The sequence below is a fragment of the Caulobacter sp. Root343 genome, assembly GCF_001425745.1.
In the GTDB taxonomy this organism is placed as follows: Bacteria; Pseudomonadota; Alphaproteobacteria; order Caulobacterales; family Caulobacteraceae; genus Caulobacter.
This window is the reverse complement of record NZ_LMDF01000007.1, coordinates 512,807-530,171: the sequence shown is the minus strand read 5'-3', so window position 1 is coordinate 530,171 and position 17,365 is coordinate 512,807. Positions and strand designations below refer to the sequence as shown.

14 protein-coding genes are annotated in these 17,365 nt (G+C 68.3%); 6 read left to right on the top strand and 8 right to left on the bottom strand.

The window, feature by feature from the left end; translation table 11 throughout:
* The first annotated feature begins 90 nt into the window (after positions 1 to 90).
* Together ASC70_RS15145 and ASC70_RS15140 are read left to right on the top strand one after the other, a co-directional pair.
* Entirely contained in the window at positions 91 to 1,158 is a 1,068-nt protein-coding gene (locus tag ASC70_RS15145; RefSeq protein ID WP_056051431.1) for an aromatic ring-hydroxylating dioxygenase subunit alpha, read from the top strand.
* Positions 1,158 to 2,108 (top strand): PDR/VanB family oxidoreductase, encoded by a 951-nt coding sequence (locus ASC70_RS15140; protein WP_056051429.1) that lies wholly within the window; start codon positions 1,158 to 1,160, stop codon positions 2,106 to 2,108. Before ASC70_RS15145 ends, ASC70_RS15140 begins: the two co-directional genes overlap by 1 nt.
* 62 nt (positions 2,109 to 2,170) lie before the next feature.
* Here the strand turns inward: ASC70_RS15140 and ASC70_RS15135 are convergent, their stop codons facing one another.
* The 8 genes from ASC70_RS15135 to ASC70_RS15100 all read right to left on the bottom strand — a co-directional run bounded on the left by ASC70_RS15135 (position 2,171) and on the right by ASC70_RS15100 (position 13,436).
* Positions 2,171 to 3,271, bottom strand: coding sequence for an NAD(P)-dependent alcohol dehydrogenase (locus tag ASC70_RS15135; RefSeq protein WP_056051427.1), 1,101 nt, complete (start codon positions 3,269 to 3,271; stop codon positions 2,171 to 2,173).
* Positions 3,272 to 3,298: 27 nt separating this feature from the next.
* Positions 3,299 to 4,762 carry a benzaldehyde dehydrogenase gene (locus ASC70_RS15130; RefSeq protein WP_156396256.1) on the bottom strand — a complete coding sequence of 488 codons (1,464 nt, stop codon included), beginning with the start codon at positions 4,760 to 4,762 and terminating at the stop codon, positions 3,299 to 3,301.
* A gap of 113 nt (positions 4,763 to 4,875) precedes the next feature.
* Positions 4,876 to 7,449: a TonB-dependent receptor gene (locus ASC70_RS15125; protein WP_056051425.1), complete on the bottom strand. Its 2,574-nt coding sequence runs from the start codon at positions 7,447 to 7,449 to the stop codon at positions 4,876 to 4,878.
* A gap of 134 nt (positions 7,450 to 7,583) precedes the next feature.
* Complete coding sequence (locus tag ASC70_RS15120) at positions 7,584 to 8,525, bottom strand: helix-turn-helix domain-containing protein (protein WP_056051423.1); 942 nt, start codon at positions 8,523 to 8,525, stop codon at positions 7,584 to 7,586.
* A 50-nt stretch (positions 8,526 to 8,575) separates the two neighbouring features.
* Positions 8,576 to 10,066: an AMP-binding protein gene (locus ASC70_RS15115; RefSeq protein WP_056051421.1), complete on the bottom strand. Its 1,491-nt coding sequence runs from the start codon at positions 10,064 to 10,066 to the stop codon at positions 8,576 to 8,578.
* 40 nt (positions 10,067 to 10,106) lie between these two features.
* Positions 10,107 to 10,934 carry a p-hydroxycinnamoyl CoA hydratase/lyase gene (locus tag ASC70_RS15110; protein WP_047405602.1) on the bottom strand — a complete coding sequence of 276 codons (828 nt, stop codon included), beginning with the start codon at positions 10,932 to 10,934 and terminating at the stop codon, positions 10,107 to 10,109.
* A gap of 65 nt (positions 10,935 to 10,999) precedes the next feature.
* Positions 11,000 to 12,412 carry an aldehyde dehydrogenase gene (locus ASC70_RS15105; RefSeq protein WP_056051418.1) on the bottom strand — a complete coding sequence of 471 codons (1,413 nt, stop codon included), beginning with the start codon at positions 12,410 to 12,412 and terminating at the stop codon, positions 11,000 to 11,002.
* A 130-nt stretch (positions 12,413 to 12,542) separates the two neighbouring features.
* On the bottom strand, positions 12,543 to 13,436 hold the full coding sequence (locus ASC70_RS15100; protein ID WP_162247228.1) for a helix-turn-helix domain-containing protein: 894 nt from the start codon (positions 13,434 to 13,436) through the stop codon (positions 12,543 to 12,545).
* Between the two features lie 149 nt (positions 13,437 to 13,585).
* Here ASC70_RS15100 and pobA point away from each other — a divergent pair, with 149 nt between their 5' ends.
* The 4 genes from pobA to pcaF are packed head-to-tail and all read left to right on the top strand — an operon-like array spanning position 13,586 to position 17,357.
* Positions 13,586 to 14,761: a 4-hydroxybenzoate 3-monooxygenase gene (pobA, locus tag ASC70_RS15095; RefSeq protein ID WP_056051414.1), complete on the top strand. Its 1,176-nt coding sequence runs from the start codon at positions 13,586 to 13,588 to the stop codon at positions 14,759 to 14,761.
* An 18-nt stretch (positions 14,762 to 14,779) separates the two neighbouring features.
* Entirely contained in the window at positions 14,780 to 15,502 is a 723-nt protein-coding gene (locus tag ASC70_RS15090) for a CoA transferase subunit A (RefSeq protein ID WP_056051412.1), read from the top strand.
* A complete protein-coding gene (locus ASC70_RS15085; RefSeq protein WP_056051409.1) occupies positions 15,502 to 16,161 on the top strand; it encodes a CoA transferase subunit B in 660 nt (219 codons plus the stop codon). Before ASC70_RS15090 ends, ASC70_RS15085 begins: the two co-directional genes overlap by 1 nt.
* Positions 16,158 to 17,357, top strand: a complete 1,200-nt coding sequence (gene pcaF / locus ASC70_RS15080) for a 3-oxoadipyl-CoA thiolase (RefSeq protein WP_056051408.1) — start codon at positions 16,158 to 16,160, stop codon at positions 17,355 to 17,357. Before ASC70_RS15085 ends, pcaF begins: the two co-directional genes overlap by 4 nt.
* The last annotated feature ends 8 nt before the right edge of the window (positions 17,358 to 17,365 follow it).

Sequence of the window (17,365 nt, the reverse complement as noted above, 5' to 3'; positions counted from 1 at the left end):
GAATCCAAGTTATTGGATCCAATGCTTGACGAAATGCAAATGTCAGTTCGTTATTGGATCCAATAACGACCAGAACCACGAGGAAACACCATGCCCTCCCCGAACGCGGCCGTTTGGCCGCGCAACGCCTGGTATGTGGCCTGTACGCCCCAAGAGATCGCGGAAAAGCCCCTGGGACGGCGGATCTGCGGCGAGGCGATGGTGTTTCACCGCGGCAAGGACGGCCGACCGGTCGCCCTCGAGGACTTCTGCCCCCACCGTGGCGCGCCACTGTCGCTGGGCTTCGTGCGCGACGGTGAGCTGGTCTGTGGCTATCACGGCCTGACCATGGGGTGCGAAGGCCGCGCCGCGTCGATGCCGGGCCAGCGCGTCGCCGCCTTCCCTCCGATCCGCGCCTTTCCGGTGCTGGAGCGCCACGGTTTCATTTGGGTCTGGCCCGGCGATCCCGCCGAGGCTGATCCGGCCAAACTGCACCCGCTGTTCTGGGCCGACAGCTCCGATTGGGCCTATGGCGGCGGCCTCTACCACATCGCCTGCGACTACCGGCTGATGGTCGACAACCTGATGGACCTGACCCACGAGACCTATGTCCACGCCACCAGCATCGGGCAGAAGGAGATCGACGAGGCGCCGGTGACCACCCGCCTCGACGGCGACGAGGTGGTGACGAGCCGCTTCATGGAAGGCATCCACGCGCCGCCGTTCTGGCGCATGGCGCTGCGCGGCGCCGGCCAGCCCGAGGATGCGCTCGTTGATCGCTGGCAGATCTGCCGCTTCTCTCTGCCCAGCCACGTGATGATCGAGGTCGGCGTCGCTCTGGCCGGACACGGCGGCTATCACGCTCCGGCCGACAAGAAGGTCTCCAGCGTCGTGGTCGACTTCATCACGCCCGAGACCGAGACCTCGCACTGGTACTTCTGGGGCATGGCCCGCAGCTTCGCGGTCACCGACGCGGACCTGACCGACACCATCCGCGAAGGCCAGGGCAAGATCTTCTCCGAGGACCTGGAGATGCTGGAGCGGCAGCAGGCCAATCTGTTGGCCCACCCGGACCGCAAGCTCCTGAAGTTGAACATCGACGCCGGCGGCGTGCGCTCGCGCATGGCGATCGACAAGGCGATCGCCGCCGAAACGGTTCCGCAGGCGGCGCGGGCCTGATGATCAAGGTTCGGGTGGCGTCCCGCGCCCAGGCCGCCGAGGACATCGTGCGGCTCGATCTCGTCTGCCCCGAGGGGCGCGACCTGCCCCCGTTCAGCGCCGGCGCGCATGTCGACCTTTTCCTGGGCAACGGCCTGACGCGCCAGTACTCGCTTTGTAATGACCCGGCCGAGCGCGGCCGCTATCGGATCGCCGTCCTGCGCGACCCGGCCTCACGAGGGGGTTCGGCCTATGTGCACGAGACCCTGACCGAAGGCGCGACGCTGGACATCAGCGCGCCTCGCAACCTGTTCGCGCTGGACGAGACGGCCAAGGAGCACCTGCTGTTCGCTGGCGGCGTCGGCGTGACGCCCATCCTGGCCATGGCCCGCCGGCTGCACGCCTTGGGCAGCCCCTTCATCTTCCACTATTGCGCCCGCGACCGATCGCGGGCCGCGTTCCTGGACGAGCTGGCGGCGGCGCCGTTCGCCGACGCGGTGCGTTTGTCCTTCGACGCCGAGCCCGCCACGCGACTGGACCTCGACGCAGCGCTCGCCGCTCCGGCGCCGGGACGCCGCCTTTATGTCTGCGGCCCCGGCGGGTTCATGGCTCACGTCATCGACGGCGCCCTGGCGCGCGGCTGGGCGCCCGACCAGATCCGCAAGGAGCACTTCGCAGCCGCGCCCGCGCCCGAGGGGGAGGATCGGCCGTTCGAGCTGGTGATCGCCAGCACCGGCCAGGTCGTGCCAGTCGCCGTCGGCCAGACCGCCGCGCAGGCCCTGGAGGAAGCCGGCGTCTTCGTGCCCGTCTCGTGCGAACAGGGCGTCTGCGGCACCTGCTTGACCCGCGTGATCGAGGGCGAGCCCGACCATCGTGACGCCTTTCAGACCGATGCCGAGAAACTGGCGGGCGACCAGTTCACGCCCTGCTGCTCGCGGGCGCGCACGCCGCGCCTGATGCTTGATCTCTAGGAACAAAAAAGAGCCCGGCGCGAGATCCGCGTCGGGCCAAGGAAGCGGAGACCACCGAGGATTCAGGTCATCCGCACGATCGGTTTGATCACCCTGCCCGCCTCGCCGTCGGCCACGGCCTGGTTGATCTCGGCCAGCGGGTAAAAGCGGATCAGGCGGTCGAACGGGAACAGCCCTGCCTGGTAAAGCGCGATCAGCTCGGGAATGAAGACGTCGGGATCAGCGTCGCCCTCGACCACGCCACGCACCACCTTGCCGCCGCTCATCACCGACACCGCGTCCAGCGGCAGCTCGTCGCCCATCTTGGACGCGCCGACCAGACCGCAGACGCCGCGCGCGCCCAGGCAATCGACGGCCTGGCGCATCACCTTGAGGTTGGCGGTCGTGTCGATCGCAAAGTGCGCGCCGGTCCCGGTGATCGCCTGGATCTTTTCGACCACCCCACCCTCCGCGCCGTTCAGGGCGTGGTCCGCGCCGAGCTCCAGCGCCAGGGCTAGGCGCTCGGGATTGATGTCCACCGCGATGATCGGGCCGGCGCCGATCGCCTTGGCCGCCAGCACAGCCGACAGGCCGACCGCGCCGGCGCCGAACACCGCCAGCGAGCGGCCGGCGGGAACCTTCAGGGCGTTCATCACCGCCCCTGCCCCGGTCATCACCCCGCAGCCGAGCGGCCCCAGGATCTCCAGCGGCGCGGCCTTGTCGACCTTCACCGCGTTCCGCTCGTGACACAGAGCGTGGGTGGCGAACGACGACTGGCCGAAGATGTTGGCGTGGATGGTCTCCCCGCCCCGCGACAGGCCCGACGAGCCGTCCTCGCGCGCGCCCATGAAGTTGCGCGGGAAGAACTCGTGGCAATAGGTCGGCGCGTGGTCCGCGCACGAGGGGCACCGGCCGCAGGAGTTGAACGTCATGACCACGTGGTCGCCGGGCCCGACCTTGGTCACGCCGGGTCCGACCCGCTCGACGATCCCCGCGCCCTCGTGACCCAGGACAACGGGCTGGGGTGTGGGCAGGTGCTGATCGCGCATTACCATGTCGGTATGGCAGACGCCGGTGGCGACGACCCGGACCAGGACCTCGCCGGCCCGCGGCGCCTCGATGTCGAGCGTCTCGAGGCTGAAGGGCCCGGCTGGACGACGCGTGACGGCGGCGGTGATCTGCATGCGGAAGGCTCCTCGAAGGCCGCGACGCTAGAAGGGATAAGCCGTGGCGACGGCCTTGACCGTCTCCCACCGCCAGGTGGTGAACTCGTCCAGGTTCGCCGGCCCGCTGATGCGGCTGCCATTGCCGGACGCCTTCATGCCCCCGAACGGCGAGTGCGGCCCGGCGTCGACTGTCTGGTCGTTGATGTGCAGGTGCCCCACCTCCAGCGCGCCGCCCAGGCTCATGCCGCGTCCCACCGAACCGGTGATGATCCCCGCCGCGAGGCCGTAGGGGCCATGGTTGGCCAGGCGCGCGGCTTCGTCCAGGTCATCGAACACGGTGACCGCCGCCACGGGACCGAAGATCTCCTCCTCGAACGCCCGCATGCCCGGCGTAACCCCGGTCAGCACGGTCGGCGCATAGAAGAGGCCCTCATGCGTTCCGCCAGCGACGAGGCGCGCGCCGGCCGCCACCGTGTCGGAGACGATGGCGTGGACGCGGTCGAGCTGGCTACGGCTGATCAGCGGACCCAGCGCCACGTCGCCGCGCATCGGGTCGCCGACCGGCAGCTGCGCCGCCTTGGCCGCCAGGCGCTCGACCACGGCGTCGTGGATCCCGCGCTGTACCAACAAGCGGCCGGCGGTCATGCAGATCTGTCCCTGGTGCAGCCACGCGGCCCAGGCGGCGTTCGAAGCCGCGACGTCTGGATCGGCGTCATCGAGAATGATCAGCGGGTTCTTGCCGCCCAGTTCCAGCGCGACCTTCTTCAGGTGCCCGCCGGCCACCTCACCGACCTTGCGGCCAGCGCCCGTGGAGCCGGTAAAGGCGACCATGGCGATGTTGGGATCGCGGCACAGGGCGTCGCCAGCCTCGGCGTCGCCGGGCAGCACGTGCAGCAGGCCCTCGGGCAGACCCGCCGCCTCGAACAGCCGGGCGATCAGGAAGCCGCCGCTGATCGGCGTACGCGGATCGGGCTTGAGCACGACCGCATTGCCGGCGGCCAGGGCCGGAGCGACCGCGCGGATCGACAGGACCAGCGGAAAGTTGAACGGCGAGATCACCGCCACCACGCCCAGAGGGATACGGCGGGCGATGCTGGTCTTGCCTGGGGAGGCGGGCAAGACCAGCCCGGCGGCCTCGGTCGCCATCGCGCCCGCTTGGCGCACGAAGCCGGCGGCGTGCTCCAGTTCGACGGCGGCCTTGCCCCCGACCGAACCGCTCTCGCGCATGATCCAGGGCGCCAGGTCGGCGGCGTGCTGGTCCAGCAGGTCGGCGGCGCGGAACAGGATTTCCTGCCGCGCATCGGCGGTCAGCGCGGCCCAAGCGGGCTGAGCGGCCTTGGCGGCGGCGGCGGCGAGCGCCACGTCGAACCGGTCGGCCCGCCCGACCCGGGTCAGCACGGTTTCGGTGGCGGGCTCCAGGACGTCGATCACCCCGCCCTGGGGCGTGCGCCAGCCGTTGGAGAACAGGCGCTCGCTCCATTGGCTGGCCAACAGCAACGGCGCATCGATCAACGCGCCGGGTCGCGGGCTCATGTCGTTCATGGCGATCTCGCGCTCCTAAATCTACTGCGCCCCAAGGGGCGAAAAGGGGCGAGCGGCATGCGCCTTCGCCCCGCTCTTCGTCAGAAGGTCACGCCCAACCGGACATAGGCTTCGCGTGGCCGGCTGTAGGTGCCGAAGATCGCGCCGGCGGCGATGTTCTCGTTGCCGGTCGTCAGGTAGCGCTTGTCGGTCAGGTTCGTGCCGCCGACGCTGACGCTCCAGGCGCCGCCCGGATCAGCGTAGGCGAGGCTGGCGTTGACCACCTGGACGGCCGGGCGCTTGAGCAGATAGGTGCGCTGGGCGTTGTTCCAGATGCTGGAGGTATAGGTCCAGTCGCCGATGGCCGTGATCGAGCCGCCGTTGGCCAGCTTGAACTCGTAGCGCGGGCTGAAGTTGATCTTCCAGGTGGGCGTCTTGGGCAGCGGCGCGCCGACGAAGGTGCCCGCCTGGAAGGGATTGGGGCCACTGACCGCCAGCACGCCGGCCAGCACGTCGGTGTAGCGGGCATGCAGGTAGCCCACCGAGGCGTTGAGCGTCAGGCCCTCGATCGGCGCGGCGACCGCCTCGAACTCGACACCCTTGATCTCGGCGTCGCCGGCGTTGCGAATGGTCGGCGAGGTGCCCTGCTGGAAGTTCAGCTGGATACCGTCGTATTGCGTCTTGAACACTGAACCGTTCAGCTGCAGGCGGCGATCCAGCAGTTTGGACTTGAAGCCGACCTCCCAGGTGGTCGCCTCTTCCTCGCCGAATGGCTGGGCCAGCAGCTGGGGATTGGTCAGGCGCGTCGTCCAACCGCCCGTCTTGTAGCCCTTGGACCAGCTGACATAGGCCATCAGATCGTCAGCCGGGTGCAGCTGCACGCCGACCTTGGGCGAGAAGTTGCTGAACTCCTGCTCGTTGACGCCCGGCGCATAGACCCGCACCGGATTGCTGGGGTCAGGGTAGTTGAGGCCCGTCTGGCACGAGATCGGGGCCAGCGGGAAGGCGCCGTTCGGCGTGATGTTGCCGTTGGCGTCCGAGCAGCCGAAGAGCTTGTAATTAAAGCCGTTCAGATCCTGCTGGCCGCCCTCGAACAGCTTCTTTTCCTTGGTGTAGCGGCCGCCGATGGTGACGCCGATCAGGTCGATCGGCCGCCAGTCGATCTGGCCGAACGCGGCGTAGTTCTTGGTTTCCAGCTGGTTGGGACCGTCGACCTGCAGCAGGCCTTCGTCGAAGGTGACGTAGTCGTGCAGCGAGCCCTTTTCCTTGAAGTAGTAGCCGCCCAGCACATAGTTCAGCTTCTTGTCGAAGGCAGAGCCAAGCAGCTGAAGTTCTTGGCTGAACTGCCACTGCTTCATGTCGAAACTGAGCTGGCCGATGTTCAGCGGCGAGCCGTCGGCGTCGGTGCCGCTCTTCCACAGCAGCTTGCGATAGGCGGTGATCGACTTGAGCGTCACATCGTCGGTGAGGCTGTGCTCGACAGTCGCGCCGACGCCCCAGTTGACCAGGTTCGAGAAGCTGTTGCCGGTGGCGTAGCTCTTGTCGATGTCCTTGCTGATGAAGCGGCCGTCATAGGGCAGCCGGTTGTTGTTCGGATCGGCGTCGACATTGACGCCGGCCAGCGAGGCGACGTGCAGGCCGGGGCTGTATTGGGTGCCGCGCACGCCGCACAGCGCCTGGGCGCCGCGGGCGGCGATCTGGGTCGGACTCGCGCCGATGCAGAAGTTGTAGAGCCCGCCGAACAGGAAGCCGGTGGTCCCGGTCGGGTCAAAGGCGGTGCCCGGCAGGTTGGTCGTGCCCGCGAAGTTGCCGGGGACCGTCTCGGTCGTGCCGACCAGGGTGTTGGCCAGGCCGCCGCCGTCCTCGTGAGTGTAGTCCGCCGCCAGCACGACCTTGGTCGCCTCGCCCTTCCACTTCAGCTTGCCCCGCAGGTTCCAGCTGTTCTCGCCGCCCTCGCGCGAGGCCGTGCGATAGTCGGACGAGGGGAAGGCGGTGTACGAGGTGGTGTTGCGGGCGCGGGCGTCGGGGAACGGTATGCGCTCGACATAGCCTTCGCGGCTCTTGATCCCGAAGGTGATCGACGAGGACAGCCCCTCGGCCAGCGGCAGGTCGGCGCTGCCGCGCGCCTGCATCAACTTGAAGCTGCCGACGGTGACGTCGCCCTTGAACTTGAACGCATCGCCCGGCTCGCGGGTGACGATCGAGATGGCCCCGCCGATGGTGTTGCGACCGAACAGCGTGCCTTGCGGGCCTTTGAGGATCTCGATGCGTTCGACATCCAGCAGGTCCTGGTTGGCGCCGACGGTGCGGGCCAGATAGACGCCGTCGACATAGATGCCGACACCCGGATCGATGTTGAACGCGAAGTCGTCCGAGCCGATGCCGCGGACATAGGCCGACAGCACCGACGGCGAGCCCGAGAACGGCGTGCCGCCGTCCAGGGTGACGTTGGGGGCCAGGTTGGACAGTTGGGCGACATTGCCGACCGCCCGTTCCTGCAGGGCGTTGGCCGTGAAGGCCGAGATGGCGATCGGAACGTCCTGGACGTTTTCCGCCCGCTTCTGGGCGGTGACGACGACCTCTTCGAGCATTTGGCCGTGCGCGACCCCCGCGGTCGCCAGAGCCAGCACCGACGCCGCCCCGAACACGTGATGTAACCAGAGCTTACGCCCCATGGCCCGAACCTCCCTATTATGTCGTTGTCGACAGTGGAGCACGGGCGGCGCGGTCAAACTTGGCTAGGCGCGAAGGCGACTTTCACGAGTGCGAAGCCCGACGTCGTTTTCGGGGCGCCAGAACGGATCGAGGCTCAGCTGGCTCGGAACTCTCGCGGCCCCACGCCGTAGAAGGCCTTGAAAGCACGGCTGAAATGCGAAAGGTCGTTGAAGCCGAGGCCGAAGGACAGTTCGGTGATGTTGCAGGTCGCGCCGTCCTCGCGCAGGGTTCGAGCCGCGCGCTCCAGTCGCCGGCGCCGGATATAGGCCAGCGGCGTGGTGGCCATGCCGGCGAACACCATCTGGACGTAGCGCGGCGACACGCCGAGCGCGCCGGCCACGCGGCCGACGCTCAGGTCCGGATCGCACAGGTTCTCGTCGATGAAGCGCTTGATGCGGCCGCCCGCGCTCTGCCCCGGGTCGAGATCACGGCTGTTCCGCCCTTCCCCATCGCTTTCCCGCGCCACAGCGGTCAGCAGGGACAGGGCCGCCTCTTGCACCGCCTCGCCGACGGGCGCGCAGCCGCGGCCGGCATTGGTCCAGAGGGTGCGGATGAAGGACGTCAGCAAGGCGCCCGCCAGACCGGTCCCGGCCAGTCGCCGGCCGCACATCGCTTCGGGATCGCCGATCCGGTCGGCCAGGCGCTCGGAGGGGATCCGCAGCACCAGCATCCGGTTCGGATCGTCGAACCGGATGGTGTAGGGACGCGCCGGATCGCAGAGCATCAGGTCGCCCTCGTCCAGCACGGCTTCGCGGCCATCCTGCAGGTTCAGGCTGCGGCCGACGTCCTGGACGTGCAGCTTGAAATAGGGGCGTTGCGCTAGGGCCGAGCGACCGCGCCGGACCACGGCCGCGCTGGAGGCGACCCGCGACAGGTCCATGCCACCCAGATTGCAGACATCGATGCTGCCTTCGAACCGTTCGCGATCGGCGTCGACGACGAGATTATCAAAGGTCGACGCGACCACGGCGTTCCAGGCGTCGAGCCCGACCCGGGTCCGGGCCACACCGCCTTGTAGATCGAGACTGGGCGCCATCTCATCCCTCCCTTTGGTTCGCCAGTCGCTCCCCGAGAGACCGCTGGCGTTCAGGTTCTTGGATCCCCGGCGAGCAACTGTTCGCGAAGGATCGTCTTCTGGATCTTGCCCGAGCCCGTGCGCGGCAGGGCCGCGACCAGGGTGAGAGCCTTGGGCAGCTTATAGCGCGCCAGCCGATTTTCGAGATGATTCAGAATGATAGCCAAATCCAGGACGGCGCCGTCCCGGCAGGTCGCGACCAGATGGCCAATCTCGCCCCAGCGCGGGTCGGGCATGCCGACCACGGCGCATTCGGCGATGGCCGGATGATCGGCCAGGGCCGCCTCGATCTCGGCCGGATAGACGTTCTCGCCGCCCGAGATGAACATGTCCTTCTTGCGGTCGACCAACCAGTGATAGCCCTCGGCGTCGGCGCGGGCGATGTCGCCGGTCCGAAACCAGCCATCGGCGGTGAAGGCGCGTTCCGTCTCTTCGGGACGCCGCCAATAGCCCTGGAAGATGTTGTCGCCCTTCAGCAGCAACTCGCCGGCGGCGCCGGGCGGGCAGTCGTTGTCCTGCTCGTCGACGATCCGGGTCGCCACGGCCGGCATGGCCAGGCCCGCCGAGCCGGCTCGCGCGTCGATCAACCCGATGTTGGCCGGCATACCGAACACGGTGCCGGCCTCGCTCATGCCGTAGCCGTCGACCACGGGCACGCCCTGCTCCAGCCAGGCGCGGATATCGGCGGCCGGATGCGGCGCGCCGCCGGTGAACACGGCCGTCAGCCGAGCCAGCGCCGCGCCGTCGAAATCCGGCAAGCCCCGCAGCATCGCGGCCATCTGCGGCACACAGAAATAGTGGGTGACGCCCAGCGCCGGATCGCCGAGGCGGCGCAAGGTCCGGCTCGGCTCGAACCCGTCGGACACCAGCACCGTCCCGCCATGCATCAGGGCCGGGCGGATCGAGGTGATCAGGCCGATGATATGGAACATCGGCGCGTCGACCAGGAAGGTGCTCTGGTGGGTGACCTTGCCCAGGCGACCGAAGTTGATCGCGGTCTGATCCAGGTTGCGCTCGGACAGCAAGGCGCCCTTCGGACGACCCGAAGTGCCCGAGGTGTAGAGGATCAGCGACGGCCGTTCGCGGTCGCCCCGGGTGGAAGGCTCGGGCTCGGCGGCGTCGATTTCGGCCTGAAGGACGTCCAGATCGAGACCTTCCAGCCCGGCCGCGCCCAGAAGGGCGTCGCCGACGATCAGGGTTGGCGCGGCGTCCTCGACGAGCGCAGCGATCTCGCCGGCGCTGAGCCGCCAGTTCAAAGGCACGAACATCGCGCCAAGCCGGGCGCAGGCCAGATGCAGGGCCGCCAGCAGGACCCGATTGCGGGCCAGCACCGCCAGACGCTCGCCCTCGCCGACCCCGCGCCGCCGCAGCACGCCCGCCGCCCGCCCGATCGCCAGGTCGAGCTCGGCGTAGGTCCAGCGCCGGCCGCTGGCCAGGTCGACGGCCGCCACCCGGTCCGGCTGGAGACGCGCCTGGACGGCGACATGGTCCATCGGAGTCATCTGATCGTCCCTCCCGCCGTCGTTTCCTCCCCTGCCCGTCTCAGCTCTGCTTGGCGAGATCGTAGGCGCCCAGTCCCGGCTTATAGGTCTTGTCGTCGATGAACTGCTTGATGCCCTCCTTACGCCCCTCGTTGTCGAACGAGTTGGCCGCCTCCTGAGCCCGGACCAGATAGTCCTCGGCGCTGTCGTAGGTCATTTCCTTGACCCGCCGGACAGCGTCCTTGGTCGCCTTCAGGGCCACCGGGTTCTTCTGCAGCAGCACCTCGGCGAGCTCACGCACCCGCGCCTCCAGGCGCTCCAGCGGCACGCTCTCGTTGACCAGACGCCAGGCGGCGGCCTTCTGGCCGTCGATCAGCTCGCCGGTCATGGCGTGGTACATCGCGTCGCGCAGCGGCATCAGGTCGACCACCACCTTGGTGGCGCCGCCGCCCGGCAGGATGCCCCAGTTGATCTCCGACAGGGCGAACTGGGCCTCGTCGGCCGCGATCGCCAGGTCGCAGGAATAGAGCGGGCCATAGCCGCCGCCGAAGCACCAGCCGTTGACCATGGCGATGGTCGGCTTCTGGTACCAGCGCAGGCGCCGCCACCAGCCGTAGGACTCGCGCTGAGCCTGGCGGGTCGCGCCCAGGCCCTTCGCTTCCGTTTCACGGAAGTATTCTTTCAGGTCCATGCCCGCCGACCAGGCCGAGCCTTCGCCGGTCAGGACCAGGACGCCGACGTCGTCGCGGAACTCCAGCTCGTCCAGCACCTCCATCATGCGCCGGTTCAGGGTGGGGCTCATGCAATTACGCTTGTCGGGGCGATTGAACTTCACCCAGGCGATGCGGTTCTCGACACGAAAGGTCGCGGTGTCGTTGGCGTCGGTCATGCTCGGTCCTTGGAAATCATAGAGGGCGACGCGAGGCGCCCCACGGGATGTCAGATCGGGGGATGTCAGATCGGGAAGTGGCCGGCTTGGGTCTCGACCGTGATCCAGCGTAGCTCGGTGAAGGCGTCGATCCCGGCCTTGCCGCCGAAGCGGCCGTAGCCCGAGGCCTTGACGCCGCCGAACGGCATCTGGGCCTCGTCGTGCACGGTCGGTCCGTTGACGTGGCAGATGCCGGACTGGATCCGCCGCGCGACCTTCAGGCCCCGCGCGATGTCACGGGTGAAGATCGAGGCCGAGAGACCGTATTCGGTGTCGTTGGCCAGGGCGATGGCGTGCTCTTCGTCGCGCGCGCGGATCACGCCCACGACCGGGCCGAAGCTCTCCTCGCGGAACAGGCGCATGGCCGGCGTGACCTTGTCGACCACGGTGGCGGGCATCAGCACGCCCCGGGCCGGGCCGCCGCTGACCTGCACGGCCCCGGCGGCGACGGCGTCGGCCACCAGGCCCTGGACGTGGGTGACCGTCTTCAGGTCGACCACGGCGCCGAGCGGCGTCTTGCCTTCGCGCGGATCGCCGACCGTCAGGCTCGAGGCCTTGGCGGCGAACTTCTCGACGAAGGCGTCGGCCACGGCGTCGACGACGATGATGCGCTCGGTCGACATGCAGATCTGGCCCTGGTTCATGAAGGCGCCGAAGGCGGCGGCCTTGACGGCCTCGTCGAGGTCGGCGTCCTCCAGTACGACCAACGGCGCCTTGCCACCCAGTTCCAGCAGCACCGGCTTGAGATGCTCGGCCGCCCGCTTGGCGATGATCTTGCCCACGGCGGTCGAGCCGGTGAAATTGATCCGCCGCACGGCCGGATGGTCGATCAGGGCGCCGACCACCTCGGCCGCATCCTTCGGAGCATTGGTGACGATCGACAGCGCGCCCTTCGGCAGGCCCGCCGCGGCGAAGGCCTCGGCGATCAGCTCGTGGGTGCGCGGGCAGCTCTCGGAGGCCTTCAGCACCACGGTGTTGCCACAGGCCAGCGGCGTGGCCACCGCGCGGACGCCCAGGATGATCGGCGCATTCCAGGGCGCGATGCCCAGGATCACGCCGACCGGCTCGCGCACCGCCATGGCCAGGCAGCCGGGCTTGTCGGACGGGATCACCTCGCCGTTGATCTGGGTGGTCAGGGCCGCGGCCTCGCGGACCATCGAAGCGGCCAGCATCAGGTTGAAACGCGCCCAGCCCTCGGTCGCGCCGATCTCGCCCATCATCGCCGCGACGAAGGCGTCGGCGCGCGCCTCCAGCGCCTCGGCGGCCTTCGACAGCAAGGCGCGGCGGGCATTCGGCCCCAGCGCGCTCCAGGCAGGCAGAGCGGCTTGCGCCGCGTCAACGGCGGCGCGGGCCTGGTCCGGGGTCATGGCGGCGGAGGTGGTGGCGATCGCGCCGGTGACGGGGTCGAGACGCTCGAAGACGGCCTGGGTCGAGCTCATGGTCGTTCCTTCCCTTGGCGCGCCTTCCCTTGGCGCGGAAGCGCATCGTGGCGCTGATTATTTGTACGCTCGACATTTTGTACGCCAAGCAAACAATATGCGCAAGCCGACGTTTGGGTTGCGCGCCAAGTTACGCCGCTATCGTGGGCGAACGGTCCGCCCGCTCGGCGCGATAGCGTTTGGGCGAAACCCCTTCGGCCTTGGCGAAGAAGCGTGAGAAGTAGGCCGGATCCTCGAAGCCCAAATGATAAGCGACCTCCGCGATCGTCATGTTCGAGTACAGAAGGGCGCGCTTGGCCTCCAACAGCAACCGGTCCTGCACCAGGCGCAGCGGCGAGGCGCCGGCGGCCCTCAGACACGCGGCGCGCAGACGGGCGACCGTGACGCCAAGCCGCCGGGCATAGGCCTCCATCGGCAGGCCCTGGCGATAGTGCGCCTCGACCAGCTCGCGGAACCGGGCGACCAGGGTGACGTGCCCGCCCTGAGCGGCCGGACTGGCGGCCTCGCCTCGAACCAGCCGCCGCAGCGCCTCCACCAGGACCGTCAACAGATGGGCTTCGACCGCCGCGCCGCCGGCCGGGGCGGTCCAGACGAGCTCGCGTGACAAGGCCTCCAGCGAGGCCGCGATCCGGGACTGTGGATCCAGCGGCAGCTGGCGCGGCGCCTGGAACAGGTCCGCGAACGCCGGCTCACGCATGGTCAGGTCGCGAAGATAGCTATCGGCGACCGTCAGCACCGAACCGGCCGTCTCGACCTCATAGGCGAAGCCGTGGACCCGGCCGGACGGGACCAGCAACAGGCACGGTGCGGCAAAGGCGATCGTCTCGCCGTCCACATGCATCACGCCGCCGCCGGCGGTGATGTGGAAGACGTGATTGAGGTCCGCGTGCGCGTGGGCGCGGATGTTCCAATCATTGGGCCGAGTCCGATCGTCCAATTCTTCGAGGTGGATGAACTTGCCCTCAACGGTTCTCAAGGGCTCTCCGAATAGAAAGAAGCTCGGAACTGCGGGGTTTTTCGACAAGTTCTGGGCCTCCGCGCCGAGGTTCGGGAGCTAGCGCTATGGGTCGAAAAGTCCAACTTTTGTGATGCTCTGTCCATCCTAATTGCTGATCGTCAGGATCAGGTTTGACGCAAGTCGCGGGAGGCGACATCAGGGCGGAGAGCTCCATCGTGCGAACCCAAGTCGCCATCATCGGCGCGGGCCCGGCCGGACTGTTCCTCGGCCACTTGCTGAGACAGGCCGGCGTCGACGCCGTCATCCTGGAGCGCAAGGACCGCGCCTATGTCGAGGGCCGCGTGCGCGCCGGCGTGCTGGAGCGGATTACCGTCGATCTGATGGAGCGCCTCGGCCTCGCCGAACGAATGCGGCGCGAAGGCCTCGTCCACGGCGGCACCAATCTGGCCAGCGACGGCGAAATCTTCCGTATCGACATGGCCGAACTGACCGGCGGCTCGACCGTCATGGTCTACGGCCAGCAGGAGGTGATGAAGGACCTGTTCGACGCGGCCGAGCAGCGCGGGGTCCAGATCATCTTCGACGCCGAGGAGGTCCAGCCTCACGACATCGATAGCGACCGCCCCTATGTCACCTGGCGCGATGACGGGGTCGAGCATCGGCTCGACTGCGACTTCATCGCCGGCTGCGACGGCTATCACGGAGTCAGCCGCGCCGCGATTCCGGAGGGTGTGCTCAAGACCTTCGAGCGTATCTATCCGTTCGGCTGGCTCGGCATCCTGACCGATGCCCCGCCCTGCGATCACGAGCTGATCTACTCCAACCACGAGCGAGGCTTCGCCTTGGCGTCGATGCGCTCGCCCACCCGCAGCCGTTACTATGTGCAATGCGCGCTGGACGATCGTCTCGAGGACTGGCCCGACGAACGGTTCTGGGATGAGGTGTCGATCCGCCTGGGCCCCGACGCCGCTTCGCGCATCGTTCGCGCGCCCTCGTTCGAGAAGTCGATCGCGCCGCTGCGCAGCTTCGTCACCGAGCCGATGCGACACGGCCGGCTGTTCCTGGCGGGCGACGCCGCCCACATCGTCCCGCCGACCGGCGCCAAGGGCATGAACCTGGCGGTCTCCGACGTGATCATGCTCTCCGAGGCCCTCGCCGAATACTTCCAGGAGGGTTCGGCGGCCGGCATCGACGGCTACTCCGCCCGCGCCCTGGCTCGGGTTTGGAAGGCCGAGCGGTTTTCCTGGTGGTTCACCAGCCTGACCCATCGCTTCCCCGACCGCGACGGCTTCGACCGCAAGATGCAGGTCGCCGAGCTGGCCTACATCAAGGACTCGCGCGCCGCCCAGGTGACGCTGGCCGAGAACTATGTCGGCCTTCCGCTGGTCTAGCCGCGTCCAGGAGACATCATGAAAAGCAAGATCTACGACAGCGCCGCGGCCGCCCTGGAGGGCGTCACCTTCGACGGCATGACCCTGATGTCGGGCGGCTTTGGCCTGTCGGGTAATCCCGAAACCTTGATCCCGGCCCTGAAGGACACCGGCGTCAGGAACCTGACCGTGATCAGCAACAACTGCGGGGCCGACGGCTTCGGCCTGTGGATGCTGCTCGACAACGGCCAAATCCGGAAGATGATCAGTTCGTACGTCGGCGAGAACAAGCTGTTCGAACAGCTCTACTTGTCGGGCGAGCTGGAGCTGGAGCTGAACCCGCAGGGCACCCTGGCCGAGCGCATCCGGGCCGGCGGCGCGGGCATCCCTGCCTTCTATACCAAGACCGGCGTCGGCACGGTGGTGGCCGAGGGCAAGCCGGTCGAGACCTTCGAGGGTGAAACCTATGTCCGCGAGACCTGGCTGCGCGCCGACCTGGCGATCATCAAGGCCTGGAAGGCCGATCCGGAAGGCAACCTGATGTTCCGGATGACGGCGCGGAACTTCAACCCGGTGATGGCCACGGCCGGCAAGGTCACCATCGTCGAGGTCGAGGAAATCGTCGAGGCGGGCAAACTTGACGCCAACGCCATCCATACGCCGGGCATCTATGTCGACCGCATCATCAAGTCGACGATCAACGAGAAGCGGATCGAGAAGCTGACGACCCGCCCACGTGAAGCCCAAGGGGAGATCGTCTGATGGCCTGGACCCGCGACGAGATGGCGGCCCGCGCCGCCCGCGAGCTGCAGGACGGCTTCTACGTCAACCTGGGAATCGGCATCCCGACCCTGGTGGCCAACCACATTCCCGAGGGCGTGCACGTCACCTTGCAGAGCGAGAACGGCATGCTGGGCATGGGCCCCTTCCCCTATGAGGACGAGGCCGATCCGGATCTGATCAACGCCGGCAAGCAAACCATCACCAAGCTGCCGACCTCCAGCTTCTTCGACAGCGCCCAGAGCTTCGCCATGATCCGCGGTGGGCACATCGACCTGACGGTGCTGGGGGCGATGGAGGTGGCCCAGAACGGCGACATCGCCAACTGGACCATCCCTGGCAAGATGGTGAAGGGCATGGGCGGGGCCATGGACCTGGTCGCTGGCGTCAAGCGGGTGATCGTGGTCATGGACCACGCCAACAAAGCCGGCGAAAGCAAGATCCTCGAACGCTGCGCCCTGCCCCTGACCGGCGCCGGCTGCGTCGACCTGGTGATCACCGACCTGTGCGTCTTCGACCTGGAGCGACGGAGCCCCTCGGGGGACAAGAGCCTGAAACTCATTGAACTGGCGCCAAACGTTCGTTTGGATGAGGTGCGCGCGAAGACCCGCGCCGCCTTCGATCCGGGAGCCTTCCAATGACCACGGCCTATATCTGCGACGGCATCCGCACGCCTATCGGCCGTTACGGCGGGGCGCTGGCCAAGGTGCGGGCCGATGACCTGGCGGCGATCCCGCTTAGGGCCTTGGCCGCCCGCAATCCCGGTCTGGACCTGGCGGCGATCGACGAGGTTGTCCTGGGCTGCGCCAACCAGGCCGGCGAGGACAACCGCAACGTCGCCCGCATGGCCCTGCTGCTGGCCGGCTGGCCGGTCGAGGTGCCTGGTGTCACCGTCAACCGCCTGTGCGCCTCGGGTTTGGAGGCGATCGGCTACGCCGCCCGCGCCGTCCTGTCGGGCCAGAACGACCTCCTGGTCGCCGGCGGCGTCGAAAGCATGAGCCGCGCGCCGTTCGTGATGGGCAAGGCCGACAGCGCCTTCTCGCGCAACGCCGAGATCTTCGACACCACCATCGGCTGGCGCTTCGTCAATCCGGCCATGCGCAGGGCCCACGGCGTCGACTCGATGCCCGAGACCGCCGAGAACGTCGCCGCCGATCACGGGATCAGCCGCGAGGACCAGGACGCCTTCGCCCTGCGCAGCCAGCAGCGGGCCGCCGCGGCCCAAGCCTCGGGCTTCCTGGCCGGCGAGATCACGCCCGTCGAGATCCCCGGCAAGGCCGGCCCTACTCTCGTCGAGCGCGACGAGCACCCGCGCGAGACGACCCTCGAAGCGCTGGCCAAGCTGAAGCCCGTCGTCCGCGAGGGCGGCACGGTGACAGCCGGCAACGCCTCGGGCGTCAACGACGGCGCGGTGGCCCTGATCGTCGCCTCGGAAGAGGCCGTCAAACGCCACGGCCTGACCCCGCGCGCCCGGATCACGGGCTACGCAACCGCTGGCGTGCCGCCGCGCGTGATGGGGATCGGCCCCGTCCCGGCGGTTCGCAAGCTTCTGACCAAGACCGGCCTCTCGATCGGCGATTTCGACACGGTCGAGCTGAACGAGGCCTTTGCCGCCCAGGGCCTGGCGGTGCTGCGTCAGCTGGGCCTGCCCGACGACGGCGCTCACGTGAATCCGAATGGCGGGGCCATCGCCTTGGGCCACCCGCTGGGCGCGTCAGGCGCGCGGCTGGTGCTGACGGCGCTACGCCAGCTGGAGGCCACGGGCGGCAAGCGCGGCCTGGCCACCCTCTGCATCGGCGTCGGCCAAGGCGCGGCCCTTGCCTTCGAGCGCGTCTAGGAGATCGT